At 73.0% G+C, this 14,085-nt stretch carries 15 protein-coding genes; 5 read left to right on the top strand and 10 right to left on the bottom strand.

Annotated elements, in window-relative coordinates; genetic code table 11:
* Nucleotides 1-18 precede the first annotated feature (18 nt).
* Entirely contained in the window at nucleotides 19-1,608 is a 1,590-nt protein-coding gene (locus V5P93_RS32995; protein WP_104478195.1) for an LCP family protein, read from the bottom strand.
* Nucleotides 1,609-1,896: 288 nt separating this feature from the next.
* Between V5P93_RS32995 and rfbB the strand changes: the two genes are divergently transcribed.
* Complete coding sequence (gene rfbB / locus V5P93_RS32990; protein WP_104478196.1) at nucleotides 1,897-2,889, top strand: dTDP-glucose 4,6-dehydratase; 993 nt, start codon at nucleotides 1,897-1,899, stop codon at nucleotides 2,887-2,889.
* Between the two features lies 1 nt (nucleotide 2,890).
* Nucleotides 2,891-3,784 carry a dTDP-4-dehydrorhamnose reductase gene (gene rfbD / locus V5P93_RS32985; RefSeq protein WP_104478197.1) on the top strand — a complete coding sequence of 298 codons (894 nt, stop codon included), beginning with the start codon at nucleotides 2,891-2,893 and terminating at the stop codon, nucleotides 3,782-3,784.
* Here rfbD and V5P93_RS32980 read toward each other — a convergent pair whose 3' ends face one another.
* Entirely contained in the window at nucleotides 3,785-4,867 is a 1,083-nt protein-coding gene (locus V5P93_RS32980; protein ID WP_104478198.1) for a glycosyltransferase family 1 protein, read from the bottom strand. It abuts the gene before it with no gap.
* Nucleotides 4,868-5,270: 403 nt separating this feature from the next.
* Here V5P93_RS32980 and V5P93_RS32975 point away from each other — a divergent pair, with 403 nt between their 5' ends.
* A complete protein-coding gene (locus V5P93_RS32975) occupies nucleotides 5,271-6,134 on the top strand; it encodes a glycosyltransferase family 2 protein (protein ID WP_104478199.1) in 864 nt (287 codons plus the stop codon).
* Nucleotides 6,135-6,227: 93 nt separating this feature from the next.
* Here the strand turns inward: V5P93_RS32975 and V5P93_RS32970 are convergent, their stop codons facing one another.
* Nucleotides 6,228-6,551 (bottom strand): hypothetical protein, encoded by a 324-nt coding sequence (locus V5P93_RS32970; protein ID WP_104478200.1) that lies wholly within the window; start codon nucleotides 6,549-6,551, stop codon nucleotides 6,228-6,230.
* Nucleotides 6,552-6,663: 112 nt separating this feature from the next.
* On the bottom strand, nucleotides 6,664-7,782 hold the full coding sequence (locus tag V5P93_RS32965) for a mannose-1-phosphate guanylyltransferase (RefSeq protein WP_104478201.1): 1,119 nt from the start codon (nucleotides 7,780-7,782) through the stop codon (nucleotides 6,664-6,666).
* A 77-nt stretch (nucleotides 7,783-7,859) separates the two neighbouring features.
* Between V5P93_RS32965 and V5P93_RS32960 the strand changes: the two genes are divergently transcribed.
* Nucleotides 7,860-8,783, top strand: a complete 924-nt coding sequence (locus V5P93_RS32960) for a DNA-3-methyladenine glycosylase (protein WP_104478332.1) — start codon at nucleotides 7,860-7,862, stop codon at nucleotides 8,781-8,783.
* Here the strand turns inward: V5P93_RS32960 and V5P93_RS32955 are convergent, their stop codons facing one another.
* The 6 genes from V5P93_RS32955 to V5P93_RS32930 all read right to left on the bottom strand — a co-directional run bounded on the left by V5P93_RS32955 (nucleotide 8,784) and on the right by V5P93_RS32930 (nucleotide 13,433).
* Nucleotides 8,784-9,275, bottom strand: coding sequence for a M48 family metallopeptidase (locus tag V5P93_RS32955; RefSeq protein WP_104478202.1), 492 nt, complete (start codon nucleotides 9,273-9,275; stop codon nucleotides 8,784-8,786).
* Nucleotides 9,276-9,297: 22 nt separating this feature from the next.
* Complete coding sequence (locus tag V5P93_RS32950) at nucleotides 9,298-9,654, bottom strand: GntR family transcriptional regulator (protein WP_104478203.1); 357 nt, start codon at nucleotides 9,652-9,654, stop codon at nucleotides 9,298-9,300.
* A 40-nt stretch (nucleotides 9,655-9,694) separates the two neighbouring features.
* The gene (locus V5P93_RS32945; RefSeq protein ID WP_104478204.1) at nucleotides 9,695-10,222 is read right to left on the bottom strand and encodes an NUDIX hydrolase; all 528 of its coding nucleotides are present in this window, start codon (nucleotides 10,220-10,222) and stop codon (nucleotides 9,695-9,697) included.
* Between the two features lie 14 nt (nucleotides 10,223-10,236).
* The gene (locus tag V5P93_RS32940) at nucleotides 10,237-11,628 is read right to left on the bottom strand and encodes a coenzyme F420-0:L-glutamate ligase (protein WP_104478205.1); all 1,392 of its coding nucleotides are present in this window, start codon (nucleotides 11,626-11,628) and stop codon (nucleotides 10,237-10,239) included.
* Entirely contained in the window at nucleotides 11,564-12,562 is a 999-nt protein-coding gene (gene cofD, locus V5P93_RS32935) for a 2-phospho-L-lactate transferase (RefSeq protein WP_104478206.1), read from the bottom strand. The genes V5P93_RS32940 and cofD overlap by 65 nt, the downstream gene beginning before the upstream one ends.
* Before the next feature lie 82 nt (nucleotides 12,563-12,644).
* Nucleotides 12,645-13,433 carry a site-2 protease family protein gene (locus V5P93_RS32930; protein ID WP_104478207.1) on the bottom strand — a complete coding sequence of 263 codons (789 nt, stop codon included), beginning with the start codon at nucleotides 13,431-13,433 and terminating at the stop codon, nucleotides 12,645-12,647.
* Between the two features lie 231 nt (nucleotides 13,434-13,664).
* On the opposite strand from V5P93_RS32930, the gene V5P93_RS32925 reads away from it, so the two are divergent.
* On the top strand, nucleotides 13,665-13,979 hold the full coding sequence (locus V5P93_RS32925; protein ID WP_104478208.1) for a WhiB family transcriptional regulator: 315 nt from the start codon (nucleotides 13,665-13,667) through the stop codon (nucleotides 13,977-13,979).
* The last annotated feature ends 106 nt before the right edge of the window (nucleotides 13,980-14,085 follow it).

Raw genomic sequence — 14,085 nt, 5'->3', positions numbered from 1 at the left:
CACCGTAGTGAACCGGCGTCAGTTGACGCAGTTCAGCTTCCCCGCCTCGATGCTGGCGGTCGGGGGTGCCGGAGTGGACGAGCCGGACGACGAGGGCGGGGCCGCCGTCGTGGTGGTGCTCGGCGAGGACACCCCGACCAGCGGCTTGGCGTCGAGCTGGTTCGCCGCCTTGGCGAAGGACGTGCCCAGCACCACCCGCACGTGCTTGGCGTCGAGCGTGCGGTCCTCGGCGAAGGTGAAGACGTCCTTGACCAGCGACTCCGCCACCGCCTTCGCGGTGGTCAGCTCACCGGCCGGGTAGCGGATCACCGAGCTCTGCTGCACCGACGCGTCGCCGACCGGGCCCCGGGTGAAGCCCGCGCCCGCCAGCCGGTCGAGGACCGTGGTGGCCAGACCGCGGGTGTTCGAGCCGTTGCGCACCTCGACCGTGACGCCGCCGCCCGGCTTGGCGGTCGCGGTCGGCGAGCGCACCCCGCCGTCGGGCGCGTTCGTGCCGGTCGGCTTGCCCGCGGTGCCGTCCGCCTCGGCGATGGTCTGGGTGATGGCCGCCGAGATCGCCTCCGGGTCGACCTTGACCACGTCCGCGCCGCCGATCTTGGCCTCGCCGAGCGTCGGGATCGTGCGGAACTCGATGTTGCCGCTGCTCAGGCTCTGCATCTGGGCCGCGAACAGGGTCAGGTTCCAGTTCGAGGACAGCACCACGGAGTTCTGCACCGCGTTGACCAGCGCTTTCGCCCGGCTCGGGTTGGTCAGCATGTCCGCGGACAGCACCTTGTCGGCCAGCGCCCCGAGGAACACCTGCTGGCGCACGATCCGGTCGAAGTCGCTGTTGGGCAGCTCGTAGCGCTGCCGCACGAACGACAGCGCCGCCGCCCCGGAGATGACCTGGCGGCCCGCCGGGAACCGGGCGCCGGAGCGCCACTCGTCGACCGGGTTCTTCAGGCAGACCTCGACCCCGCCGACGGCGTTGGTGACCTCGTAGAAGCTCGCCAGGTTCACCTCGGCGTAGCGGTCGATGTGCAGGCCGCCGCCCGCCAGCCGCTCGATCGTCGAGATGAGGTTCTTGCGGCCGATGACCGTGGCCTTCTCCTCCAGCACCTTCGGGTCGGTGACGCCCTGCGCGCTCAGCGTGCGGCGCGCGTCGGTGTAGGCGTAGATGAAGGCGGAGTTGAGCTTGTGCTTGCCGAAGCCCTCACCGACGTCGACCCAGGAGTCGCGGGGGAAGGAGAACGCCACCGCGCGGCGCCCGCCCGCCGGGATGTGCACCAGGATCATGGTGTCGGTGTTGCGCTCGCCGTCGGACTTCCCGGCGTTGAGCATGGCCAGGACTTCCTTGGGCAGCGGGTTGCCGTGCGAGTCGGTGCGGCTGTCCAGGCCGACCAGCAGGATGTTCAGCGCCCCGTCGAGGGTCGGCCCGTTCGCCCCGGCGGACCCGCCGTCGGACGTCCGGTCGTCGATCACGTCGGTGGTGACGGTGTTGGCGTCGACGTCGCCGAAGGCCACCCAGGCCCAGCCGGACGCCGCGACCACCGCCAGCGACAGCAGGGCCACCAGCGACCGGGCCACGACACCCGTCGCCCGCAGGAACGGCGAATGCCGGCGCGTCACCGGTAAGCCACTCCCCGAAGCGCCGTCGATCCCCTCGTGCGCACGCACGTCCACGCACGTCCTCCCCGGTCCCGACCTGTGCCGTCCAGATTACCCAGGTCCTCGTGGTCTCCGCTGTCAGCGTCGGCACACGGTGACCCGAACCGGTGATCTGCCGACACTGGTAACACGGGCCGCCGGGGTCCGACGTTTACTCCCGGGCGCCGCGAATTTTCCCGGCGGCGTGGGAGACTCGGTCGCGAGACCGGGCGCGAGCACACGGGCGAGCCAAGGAACGGGTGGGACCTCATGCGGGTGTTGGTGACGGGCGGGGCGGGCTTCATCGGGTCCCATTACGTGCGGCAGGCGCTGAGCGGGGCCTACCCCGCGCTCGCCGACGCCGAAGTGGTGGTGTTCGACAAGCTCACCTACGCGGGCAACCGGGCCAACCTGGACCCCGTCGCCGACAGCGCGCGCCTGCGGTTCGTCGAGGGCGACATCTGCGACGCCGAGTTGGTCCGGACCACCATGGCCGGGGTGGACCTGGTGGTGCACTTCGCCGCCGAGTCCCACGTGGACCGCTCCATCCTGGGCGCGGCGGACTTCGTGCTCACCAACGTGCTCGGCACCCAGGTGCTGCTGCAGGCCGCGGTCGACGCGGGCGTGGGCCGGTTCGTGCACGTCTCGACCGACGAGGTGTACGGCTCGATCGACGAGGGTTCCTGGACCGAGGACCACATCCTCGAGCCGAACTCGCCGTACTCGGCCTCCAAGGCGTCCTCCGACCTGCTGGCCCGCTCGTTCCACCGCACCCACGGCCTGCACGTGTCCATCACCCGGTGCTCGAACAACTACGGGCCGTACCAGTTCCCGGAGAAGGTCATCCCGCTGTTCACCACGAACCTGCTGGACGGCAAGCAGATCCCGCTCTACGGCGACGGCCTCAACGTGCGCGACTGGCTGCACGTCGACGACCACTGCCACGGCATCCAGCTGGTCGCCGACGGCGGCCGCCCCGGCGAGATCTACAACATCGGCGGCGGCACCGAGCTGAACAACCGCGAGCTGACCGACCTGCTGCTCAAGGCGACCGGCACCGACGAGTCGTTCGTGCGGCCGGTTGAGGACCGGAAGGCGCACGACAGGCGGTACTCGGTCGACATCACCAAGATCTCGACCGAACTCGGGTACCGTCCCCGGGTGTCCTTCGAGGACGGTCTGGCGGGCACCATCGACTGGTACCGCGACAACCGCTCCTGGTGGGAGCCCCTCAAGCAGCGCGCCGCACTCCCCGGGAACTGACATGTCCTCGCCCCTGACCATCCTGGTCCCCGGCGGTTCCGGCCAACTCGGCCGCGAACTGGCCGCCCTGCCCGGCGTGTCCGTGCGCGCGCCGGGTTCCGCGGAACTCGACCTGACGAGCGCGGGCGCGGTGATCGAGGCGGTCACCGCGCTGGCCGCGTCGTCGGCGCGCCCGGTCGTGGTCAACGCGGCGGCCTACACGGCCGTGGATAAGGCGGAAACCGATCAGGGGCGGGCCTTCGCGGTCAACGCCGACGGGCCCCGGGTGCTGGCCGCGGCCTGCTCGTCCCGGGGCGTGCCGCTGATCCACGTGTCCACCGACTACGTGTTCCCCGGCGACGCGGACAAGCCGTACGAGCCCGGCGACCCGGTCGGCCCGCGGTCGGTCTACGGGCTGACCAAGCTGGCCGGGGAGGACGCGGTGCTCGGGTCGGGGGCCCGGGCGTGGGTCGTGCGGACCTCGTGGGTCTACGGCGCGCACGGCAAGAACTTCGTGAAGACCATGGCGAGGCTGGAATCCCAGCGGGACACACTGTCTGTTGTGGACGATCAGGTCGGCACTCCCACGTGGACCGGCGACCTGGCGGCCGGGCTCGTCGCGCTCGCCGAGGCCGTGACGGGCGATGCCGCACCGGAGGCCAGGGTGCTGCACTGCACGGGCGGCGGCGAGACCACGTGGGCCGGGTTCGCGCGGGCGGTTTTCGAGGAGTTGGGGGCGGATCCGGCGCGCGTGCTTTCCTGCACGACGGCGGACTACCCGACGCCCGCGAAGCGGCCCGCGTACTCGGTGCTGTCCGACCGCGCGTGGCGCGAATCGGGCCTGCCGCCGATGCGGGGGTGGCGCGCGGCGCTGGCCGCCGCGTTCCAGGTCGACGGGGCGGCGTACCGGCCGTAGCTACCGGCCCGCCGCCGCGCGGTAGGCGGACACGGTCAGTTCCGCGCAGCGGCGCCAGGTGTGGGTCGCGGCGTGCGCGCGGCGCGCCGAGATGGTCGCGGCGTCCAACGGGTGCTCCAGCGCCTCGAGCAGCGCGGCGGCCAAGGCCTCCGTGTCGCCGAACGGGACGAAGTGGGCGTGGTCGCCCGCGACCTCGCGCAGCGCGGGCACGTCCGTGCAGACGACCGGGACGTCGCACGCCATGGCCTCCAGCACCGGCAGGCCGAAACCCTCGTCCCGGGACGGCAGCACGAGCGCGGACGCGCCCGCCACCACCGTCCGCAGGTCCGATTCGGGCAGGTACCCGGTGGCGCGGACGCGGCCGCCGCCCGCGACGTGGTCCGGTCCGGTGAGGACCAGGGGCGGCAGGTCCGGTGTGGCCGCGTGCGCCTTGAGCAGCCAGTCGAGGGATTTGCGCGGGCCCGCCGCGCCGACGAAGAGCAGGTACTCCGACGGCAGGCCCAGCCTGCGTGCCGTGTCCTGGTTCGGTGGTCGGGCGGTGAACCAGGCCGGGTCGACGCCGAGCGGGGTCACGCGGACCTTGTCGGCCGAGACGCCCAGCCGCTCGACCACCTGGTCGGCGACCGCGCGGGTGGGCGTGCAGACGATGCCCGCGCGGTGCGCGGAGACCTTGACCAGCTCCGGCAGGCGGGTGTCGAACCGGGACAGTTCGTCCGGGTAGCCCAGGAAGTTCAGGTCGTGCACGGTCAGCACGCCCGCCGCGCGGAAGGTGGCGGGGAGCACGAAGTTGGTGCCGTGCGCCACGTCGGTCAGCCCGGCGAACAGCTCGACCGGCGGGAACGCGCCGCGCAGCCACGCCGCGCGCAGCAGTCGGGCGGGGGAGGGGATGCCCCTGGCGCGCACGCCGTGCGGCAGCACCCGGCGCAGCGCCCGCCAGCCGCGCAGCGTGAACGCGACGGCGCGCATGTCCACATGGGACGAGGAGGCCAGTTCCTCGGCGAGCGCGGCGGTGTAGCGGCCGATCCCCGTCCGGTTGCCGAGCAGGGGCGTCCCGTCGATGAGCACGCGGATGGGCCTGGGCATTGCGGCTACCCCCTCCTTCGCCGGTGCGGGCGGCACTGGTCCGGGCCCGCGTGCGGGACGGTCGTCACCAGCGGGGTGCGCGACCCGGTCGTCGGGGTGCCCTCGGCCAAGCCTGCCTCCCTCGCGTGTTGTGCCTTCCCGGGCATAGCGTGCCTCATCGCAGCGCGTGATGGGTGTTCAACCGCGCTAAACGCCACCCGTCCACCGGGCGCGTCCACCCCCGGGGACTGTTCGGCCCACCCCGCTCGGTGGTCGCCTTACCCTGATCGACTGAATCCGCCCCGCCGGTCGGCGCAATTCGGCCACGAAGTCCGATGTGGACGTTTAGTCGGGTACCTGTCACCCGGTGGTGACCGCCGACCGCGCACCGGCGGCTCGACCGGGCGGTGCACAATGTCGGGTCGTGACCGCTGAACCGACCGAATACGGCGATCGGCTAGCCGTGGTGACCGTGACCTACTCCCCGGGCGAAACCCTGGAGCGGTTCGTCCAGACCCTCGCCGAGGCCACCACCCGCCCGGTGCGGGTCATCCTCGCCGACAACGGGTCGGTGGACGGTGCCCCGGAGGCCGCCGCCGCGGCGCACGAGCACGTCGAACTGGTGCGCACCGGGGGCAACCTGGGCTACGGCTCCGGCGCCAACCGGGGCGTCGCGGCCCTGGGCCCGGAGTACGGCTGGGTCGTGGTGGCCAACCCGGACCTGGAGTGGGGCCCGGGCTCGCTGGACGAGCTGCTGGCCGCCGCCGACCGCTGGCCCCGGGGCGGGTCGTTCGGGCCGTTGATCACCGAGCGGGACGGAACCGTGTACCCGTCCGCGCGACAGGTGCCGTCGCTGGGCAAGGGCATCGGGCACGGGGTGCTGGGCAAGGTGTGGCCGGGCAACCCGTGGACGAAGGAGTACAAGCAGTCCGCCACCGACGTCCGGGAACGCGCGGCGGGCTGGCTGTCGGGCTCGTGCCTGCTCCTGCGCCGCACGGCCTTCGACTCGGTGGAGGGCTTCGACTCCCGCTACTTCATGTACTTCGAGGACGTCGACCTGGGCGAACGCCTGGGGGAGGCGGGCTGGCAGAACGTGTACGTGCCGTCGGCCAAGGTCATGCACATCCAGGGCGTCTCAACGGCCAAGGTCTCCACCAAGATGCTCACCGCCCACCACGAAAGCGCCTACCGCTTCATCGCGGACCGCCACAAGGGGCCTGCCTGGGCACCGGTACGCGCCGCGGTGAAGGCGGGCCTCGCCCTGCGCCTGCGCCTGGAAACCCGTTAGCCGAGCGCACTTTCGCGTACGTGAAAAGCGACCCGATCGCCTGCCGACAGCGGTTGTGCCACTGTCAAGGCGTTCGGGTACCCGCGGCCGGCGCTAGGCGGGCCAGTGGTTGGGGTTGTGGTGGGGTGGTCTGGTGAGGCGCTCGGTCGGGCGGCCCGGGGAGGCCAGCGACTGGGTCGCGGCCTCTTGGGCGATCGCCGGGAGTTCGTCTTCCGGGCGGTAGGCGGCGGCCGGGGCCGTCGGGAACACCATGGTGACGTCCGGGTCAGCCTCGTCTATCGCCGAGACGACGGCCCGGGGGATCTGCAAGGTGGCGGCGGCGTCCATCGGGGAGATGGCGCTCTCCGGGGTGACGACGTAGGCGCCGCGCGCGCGGGCACGTGCCAGGATGGCGTCGGCCCGGTCACGGGGGTCCATGGGTAGCGGCCTCTCCTACGTCGATCTGTGGTCCGCTGGTCGTGCCACACCAGAGTATCCCGCCCGGCACGCCGCGTCAGCGGGCGAGGGCGATCAAGCGCCGAAACCCGCGTCAGAGATACTCCGCCTCGCCGCGGTCGCGGAGGATCTCGGTCAGCTTCTTGATGTCCTGGGCCCGGTCGCGGTCGCAGACCAGCACCGCGTCCGAGGTGTCGACGACGATCAGGTCGCGCACGCCGAGGGTGGCCACCAGCCTGCCGCCCGCGGGCACCACGATCACGTCCGAGCCGTCCACCACCACCGCCCGGCTGTCCGGCACCCCACCTGCGAACGACCGGCCGCCCTCGCCGACGTCGGTGCCCAGCAGCCGGACCACGGTCTCGAAGTCGCCGATGTCGCTCCACCCGAAGTCGCCCGGCACGGTGGCGACCTTGCCCTCCGCCGCGGCCGGTTCCATGACCGCGTACTCCACGGCCACCTTCGGCACCGTCGGCCACAGCTCGGCCAGCACGTCCTCCTGGGCGTCGGTGTCCCAGGCGTCGGCGATGCGGCCGATGGGCTCGGCCACGTCCGGGCGGCGCGCGGCCAACTCGGCGAGGAACACGTCGACCCGCCAGACGAACATGCTGGCGTTCCACAGGTACGACCCGGACTCCACGTACCGGGTCGCCACCTCCAGCGTCGGCTTCTCCTTGAACTCGCGCACCGGCTGGATCTCCGCCCGCCGCGCGGGTTCGCTGCACTGGAGGTAGCCGTAGCCGGTCTCCGGGCGGGTCGGGGTGATGCCGATTGTCATCAGGTTGCCCGCGAGCGCGCCGTCGACTGCGCGGCCCACCGTGTAGGCGAACTCGACCTGGTCGGTGATCAGGTGGTCGGCCGCGAAGGACGCCATGACCGCACCCGGGCTGCGCCGGTGGATGACCGCGGCGGCAAGCGCGATGGCCGCGCACGAGTCCCGGGCGAACGGCTCGACCAGGATGTTGCGGTCGGGCAGTTCCGGCAGTTGCCGGGCGACGCCCGCGGCGTGCGCGGTCCCGGTCACCACCAGCAGCCGCTCCGGCGGGGCCAGCGGCGTGAGCCGGTCGAAGGTGGCCTGCAGCAGCGACCGCTCGGTGCCGGTCAGCGCGTGCAGGAACTTCGGGTTCCCGGCCCGCGACAGCGGCCACAGCCGCGTCCCGCTACCGCCCGCGGGCACCACCACGTACAGGTCTTCCGGAACGTTCGACGTCACTGGAACCTCGTGTTCTCGCGGCCGGGGGGACGGGCGGGTCGAACAAGGGTAACCAACCGGCGGGTACGGTCCCCATGATGACGGCGACCCCAGCGCTCGGGGAGCGGACCCGGCGCTGGACGCCCGGCTACCCGCTCGACCTCGACGCGCTCCTGCGGCCGCTGCGCCGCGGCCCCGGCGACCCCGCCTGTCGCCGCGATCCCACCGGCGCCTGGCTGGCCGCCAACACCGCCGACGGCCCCGGCGCGCTGCGGCTGCGCCGCCAGGCGGGCGAGGTCGTCGCCGACGCCTGGGGACCGGGCGCCGAGGCCCTGGTCGAGGGTGTCCCCGCCCTGCTCGGCGCCGATGACGACGACACCGGCTTCCAGGCGCACCACCCGCTCATCGCCGAGACCCGCCGCGCGCTGCCCGGCCTGCGCCTCGGCGCTACCGGGCGAGTCTGGGACGTGTTGTTGGCCGCGGTGCTCGAACAGAAGGTGACCGGGACCGAGGCGCACCGCTCGTGGCGGGAGCTGGCCAGGCGGTTCGGGGTGCCCGCGCCGGGGCCGGTGCCGACCGGGATGTGGGTGCCGCCGACGCCGCGCGCGGTGCTGGGCATCCGCGACTGGGAGTGGCACGGGGCGGGCGTGGACAGCGCGCGCCGCCGGGCGATCATCGCCGCCGCGCAGGTCGCGGGGCGGCTGGAGCGGGCGGCGGAGCTGCGCGGCGTCGAGGGCCGGTTGCTGCTGCGCAAGGTGCCGGGGATCGGCGTGTGGACCGCGGCCGAGGTGGCGCAGCGGGCCTGGGGCGACCCGGACGCGGTGAGCGTCGGCGACTTCCACGTGCCCGCGCTGGTCGGGTACGCGCTGGCGGGCCGCAAGACCGACGACAACGGCATGCTGGAACTGCTGGCGCCCTACGCGCCGCACCGGCACCGCGCGGTCCGCTACATCGAGGCGAGCGGCTTCACCAAGCCGCGCTTCGGCCCGCGCCTGTCGGTCAAGGACTACCGCTCGTTCTGATCAGCGGTCCTTGAAATCGATGGTCATGTTGTCCCAGTCGTCCAGCGGGCGGTCCATCGCCCGCCGGACCCGGTTGCGGGCGTTGAGCAGGCTGTTGGCGAAGCAGTACCCGGCGTTCGGGCCGTCCATCTCCGCCATGTCCTCCTCCGGCAGGTTGGCCAGCGCCAGGTCGTACCAGGAGAGCGCCTCCGGGAGCTCGCCGCGGTCGCCCGCCATCTCCGCCACCAGCTGGCAGGGCGCGGACCAGACGGGGGTCTCGGTCCGGAGGAAGTGCAGTTGCTCCCGCGCGCCCTCGACCTCCCCGATGGAGAACAGCAGGTCGGCGGTGGTGGCCCTGGCGTAGGCCCGGTCCTCCCCGCCGAGGGAGATCGCCTGGTGCAGCAGGGTGAGGGCCCGGTCGGGCTTCCCGTTCAGGCGGTGCCGGTGGGCCGCCTCCAGGAGTGAGTCCAGGAGGCCGTCGTCGGTGTTGGAACTGGTCGGATCCATGGTCACGCGGGCGAAGCTAGCACCGGATTCAGTCGACGCGCAGTGCGGCGCGGGCGATGTTCAGTGCCTCGGTGGGAGTCACCCCGAGGCTGCGGGTGACCTCCGCGTAGCGCTCGGCGGCCTGCCGCGCGCGTTCCAGCGTGCGGTCGCCCGCCGCGCTGACGAACGTGCCCGCCCGACCCCTGGTCTCGACCAGGCCTGCCTCCTCCAGCTCCCGGTACGCCCTGGCCACGGTGTTCGCCGCGAGCCCCAGGTCGGTGGCCAGCGCCCGCACGGTCGGCAGCCGGGTGCCCACCGCCAGCGTGTGGTCGTTGATCCGGGTGGCCAGGCCCACCCGCACCTGCTCGAACGGGGGAACCGGGGACTCCGGGTCGATCGGGATCATGGCCGGGACCGCCTTCGGGTCTACCCGTTCGGGAGAGGGATCAGCGCAGCACGGCGAGCATCATGTCCAGTTCGCCGTCCTCGTCGGGTAAGGCGTCGACGGGCCACCAGCGCAGGTCCAACGACTCCGCGCTGCGGACCGGGTGCGCGCCGCGCGGCGCGCGGACGGCGAAGCGGACGTCGAAGTGCCGGGTCGGCACGCCCAGCGAGCAGGTGATCGGGTGCACGTCGACGTGCACCGGCACCGGGTCGATCCGCAGGTCGGCGATCCCGGACTCCTCGGTCGCCTCGCGCAGCGCCGCGCCCGCCAGGGTCGAGTCGGACGGCTCGCAGTGCCCGCCCAGCTGCACCCACTTGCCGACCCGGGGGTGCAGGGTCAGCAGCAGGTGCTCACCCCCCGCGTCGAACACCAGCGCCGACGCGGTGATGTGGCCCGCCGCGCACGAGCGCTGGCAGGCGTCCGGGCGCGCGGCGAGGTAGCCGAGGAACGCCTGGCGCAGCGCCTCCTGCGTGTAGTAGTCGGGCCGCCACGACGCCAGCGTCGACCACGCGTCCGCGTGCAGGCTCACTCCTCACCCCTCGCTCACAGTTCCAGCAGGCCCTCGGCCCGTCGGGGTTCGCGCGCGACCAGCTCCTCCGGCGGGTGCCCGACCGCGACCGCGCCGAGCGGACGCCAGGTGTCCGGCAGAGCCAGGACCGCGCGCACCACGTCCGGGCAGAAGATCGTCGAGGATACCCAGCAGGACCCGAGGCCCTCCGCGGCCAGGGCCACCAGCAGGCCCTGCACGGCGGCACCGCCCGCGACGGTGAACATGGTCCGCTCGGCGGTCGACCGCCGCTCGTCCGGGTAGTCGTGCGCGCCGCCCGGCACCACGAACGCCAGGACCACCTCGGGGGCCTTGTGCAGCAGCGCGCCCCGGGCCACCCGCCGCTGGACGCGCTCCTCGGGCAGCCCGTCCGCGCGCAGGTCGGCCTCCCACGCCTCGCGCATCGCCGACAGCAGCTCGGCGCGCTTGGCCGTCAACCGGACGAACCGCACCGGTCGGGTGTGGTGCGGGGCGGGCGCGGTCAGCGCCACGGCCACCGCGCGGCGCAGCGCCGCCGGGTCGACCGGTTCGTCGGTGAACTCGCGCAGCGAGCGGCGCAGCAGCACCGCCTCCCGGTGGCCCCGGGTGATCGCCTCGGCGGTGCCCAGGTGGAACAGGTCCTCCTCGACCGGGCGCACCAGGTCGCGCGCGGTCGAGCCGTCGTCGACGATCGCCAAGCCGCGCAGCACCGCGACCGGGACGCCGCCGAGCTTGCCCTTGACCAGGTCGGCCGCGCCCGCGATCTCGTCGGCCACGGCCATCTGCGTGACCGCCAGCTCGTTGCCGTGCGCGTCGACGGACCCCGCGTAGGACAGCACGACCCGCAGCCCGGACGCGCCGATCGCGGCGTCGGTCTGCCCGACCCGCCACGCCCGGCCCATGGTGTCGGTGATCACCACCGCCACCTCGACGCCCAGCCGCTCGCGAAGGCCCGCGCGCAGCGCGAACGCCGAGGCGTCCGGGTCGGCGGGCAGCAGCGCGATCTCGTCACCGGCGACGTTCGAGGCGTCCACGCCGGAGGCGGCCTGCACGACGCCGATGTGCTTGTTGACCGTGATCAGCGTCCGGCCCTTGCGCGCGATGACCTTGTCGGCCTCGTCCAGCACGGCCCGGCGCCGGGCCGCGTCCCTGGCGTCCGGGTCGGTCGGCACCCGCAGCAGTCGTCCCTCTACTTTGGACACGACCTTGCTGGTGACCACCACGACGTCCCCCGAGCGCAGCCACGGCGCCGCCGCCGCGACCGCCCCGGTCAGGTCGTCCCCGGGGCGGAACTCCGGCAGCCCCCGCACCGGCAGCAGCCGCACCTCGCCGGGTTCGGACCGCTCAGCCAAGGTCGACCCCGCCCAGCTCGACGGCCGCCCGCACCATCGCCGCCGTGGCGTCCACATCGGACATCAGCAGCGGGACCGCGCGAACCGCCACGCCGGGCACGTCGGCGGTGTCGCCCGTGGCGACCAGCCAGCCGTCGAGCACGCCGCTGTCCGAGCACGGGCGCGAGCCGTAGTGCCGCCCGACCGCCTGCGCCGAGGTCTCCAGCCCGATCGCGTCCAGGCAGGCGTCGGCCATGCCGCGCACCGGCTTGCCCCCGATGATCGGCGACACCCCGACCACCGGCGCCTCGGTCTTGCGCAGCGCGGTCCGCAACCCCGGCACGGCCAGGATCGTGCCGATGCTCACCACCGGGTTCGACGGTGCGACCAACACCACGTCCGCCGCGCCGACGGCCTCCGCCACACCCGGCGCGGGCGTGGACTCGTCCGCGCCGACCGGCACGATCGACCGCGCCCGCGGTTCGGCCCGGTGCCGCACCCACCACTCCTGGAAGTGCACGGCCTGCCGCTCGCCGGTGCCCGGCCGGTCGATCACCACGTGCGTCTCCACCCGGTCGTCGGTCATCGGCAGCAGCCGCACCCCCGGCTGCCAGCGGTCGCACAGCGCGGCGGTGATGTCGGAGAGCTCGTAGCCCGCGCGCATCATCCTGGTGCGGACCAGGTGCGTGGCGATGTCCTTGTCGCCGAGGCCGAACCAGTCCGGGTCGGCGCCGTAGGCGGCCAGCTCGGCCTTGACCGTCCAGCTCTCCTCGGTGCGGCCCCAGCCGCGCTCGGTGTCGATGCCACCGCCGAGGGTGTACATGCAGGTGTCGAGGTCCGGGCAGATCCGCAGCCCGTGCAACCAGATGTCGTCCGCGGTGTTCACCACCGCGGTCACCTCGTGCGGCGCCCCCTCCGGCGCGGGGCCGACCGGCGGCAGACCCAGGAACTTCTTCACACCCAGCAGGAATCGGGCTCCCCCGACCCCGCCGACGAGCACGACAACCTTCACGACTCGGCGATCCTCGCACGCTCGGGGCGACCCGTCGGCCGGGTCACCGGATTTCACATCGTTGATCTCGGGCGGTCGGATCCTAGAAAGAGCGCCAGAAGAAGAACAGGTCCTGGCCGTAGGAGGCGAGCGACAGGTTCCCGCCGAACGCGTCGTAGATCGAGCTGACCGCGTACCACAGGCCCTCGTTCACCGGCGGCACCGCGATGAGCACCGCGAACAGGATGAACGGCGCCCACATCTGGGCCTTCGCGCCGAACTTGCGCGCCTCGTAGGACAGGTACGGCTCCAGCGCGCCCCAGCCGTCGAGGCCGGGGATGGGCAGGATGTTGATCAGGAACGCGGCCAGCTGCAGCGTGGCCAGGAACGACAACCCGGCCAGCACGGGGTGGTCGAGGACGGCCGCGCCCCTGGCGAGGGAGCCGTCCGGGGTCAGGATGCCCATGCCCACGGCGAGCAGGAAGGCCACGACCAGGTTGGCGATCGGCCCGGCCAGCGACATGCTCGAGCACACCGCTCGGGAGCGCAGCGCGTGCCGGTTGATCCACACCGCGCCGCCGGGGAGCGGCAGGCCGCCGATGGCCAGGAACAGCAGCGGCAGCACCAGGCTCAGCACGGGGTCGGTGTAGCGGCGCGGGTCCAGCGTCAGGTAGCCCTTGAACAGCACCTCGCGGTCACCACCGCGGTAGGCGACGATCGCGTGCCCGAACTCGTGCAGGCACAGCGACACCACCCAGCCCGCCGCCACCAGGACGAAGACCCCCGCCTGCCGAGCGGTGTCCCCCTCCACCGTGGCGAGGAACCCGCCGCCGACGGTCAGCAGGAGCAGGCCGAGGAAGACCGGTGACGGGCGGACCGCTGATCGCTGCACGACACCAGTGTGGCAATGTCTCTCGGTTGCCCGCCGGCCGGTACCGGAAACCGGGGCCGTTTCGGCGGGCACACGATCGGGTACAGGGTGCGCATAGCCCATCACCCTCTCGGGGGCTGCGCTTGACCCGCCGCGGAGACACGGGTGTAATCACATCGATGTCATTCGCCACGGGGATGGCCTATGGCATCCGCCAGCCGGGGAGTGCGGAAGGCGAGGAGGCGGGCGAACATGCAGGGATTGGGTGACGGGGGCCGCGTCGTGGAGTGGGGCGAGCGGTCCGTGGATGACCTGGACGTGCTGTCCGGGTTCTTCGACGAGACCGAGGAGCAGGAGTGGCAGGAGCGCGCCCTGTGCGCGCAGACCGATCCGGAGGCGTTCTTCCCGGAGAAGGGCGGATCCACCCGCGAGGCCAAGCGCATCTGCCTCGGTTGCGAGGTGCGCGCGGAGTGCCTGGAGTACGCCTTGGCGCACGACGAGCGCTTCGGCATCTGGGGTGGTCTGTCCGAACGGGAACGCCGCAAGCTCAAGAAGAAGGCGGTCTAGCGCACCGCGCTTGAGCGATCCGGCGCGGAGCCGGGTCGACCGCGAGCCCGACTGGGGAGTCCGGGCTCAAGGGCGGCGGGCCGCGCGTCGATAACGGTGGCGAGTC

It is taken from the genome of Actinokineospora auranticolor, from assembly GCF_041897805.1.
Lineage (GTDB): Bacteria > Actinomycetota > Actinomycetes > Mycobacteriales > Pseudonocardiaceae > Actinokineospora > Actinokineospora auranticolor.
This window is presented reverse-complemented; position numbering and strand designations above follow the sequence as displayed.

Bases quoted from the DNA above. Each gene is read 5' to 3' on its own strand.
- V5P93_RS32940 (WP_104478205.1), bottom strand. From the start codon at position 11,628: ATGTGGACGCCACGGCGGCGATGGTGCGGGCGGCCGTCGAGCTGGGCG.
- V5P93_RS32970 (WP_104478200.1), bottom strand. From the start codon at position 6,551: ATGGACCCCCGTGACCGGGCCGACGCCATCCTGGCACGTGCCCGCGCG.
- V5P93_RS32925 (WP_104478208.1), top strand. From the start codon at position 13,665: ATGCAGGGATTGGGTGACGGGGGCCGCGTCGTGGAGTGGGGCGAGCGG.
- rfbD (WP_104478197.1), top strand. From the start codon at position 2,891: ATGTCCTCGCCCCTGACCATCCTGGTCCCCGGCGGTTCCGGCCAACTC.
- V5P93_RS32960 (WP_104478332.1), top strand. From the start codon at position 7,860: ATGACGGCGACCCCAGCGCTCGGGGAGCGGACCCGGCGCTGGACGCCC.
- V5P93_RS32950 (WP_104478203.1), bottom strand. From the start codon at position 9,654: ATGATCCCGATCGACCCGGAGTCCCCGGTTCCCCCGTTCGAGCAGGTG.
- rfbB (WP_104478196.1), top strand. From the start codon at position 1,897: ATGCGGGTGTTGGTGACGGGCGGGGCGGGCTTCATCGGGTCCCATTAC.
- V5P93_RS32980 (WP_104478198.1), bottom strand. From the start codon at position 4,867: ATGCCCAGGCCCATCCGCGTGCTCATCGACGGGACGCCCCTGCTCGGC.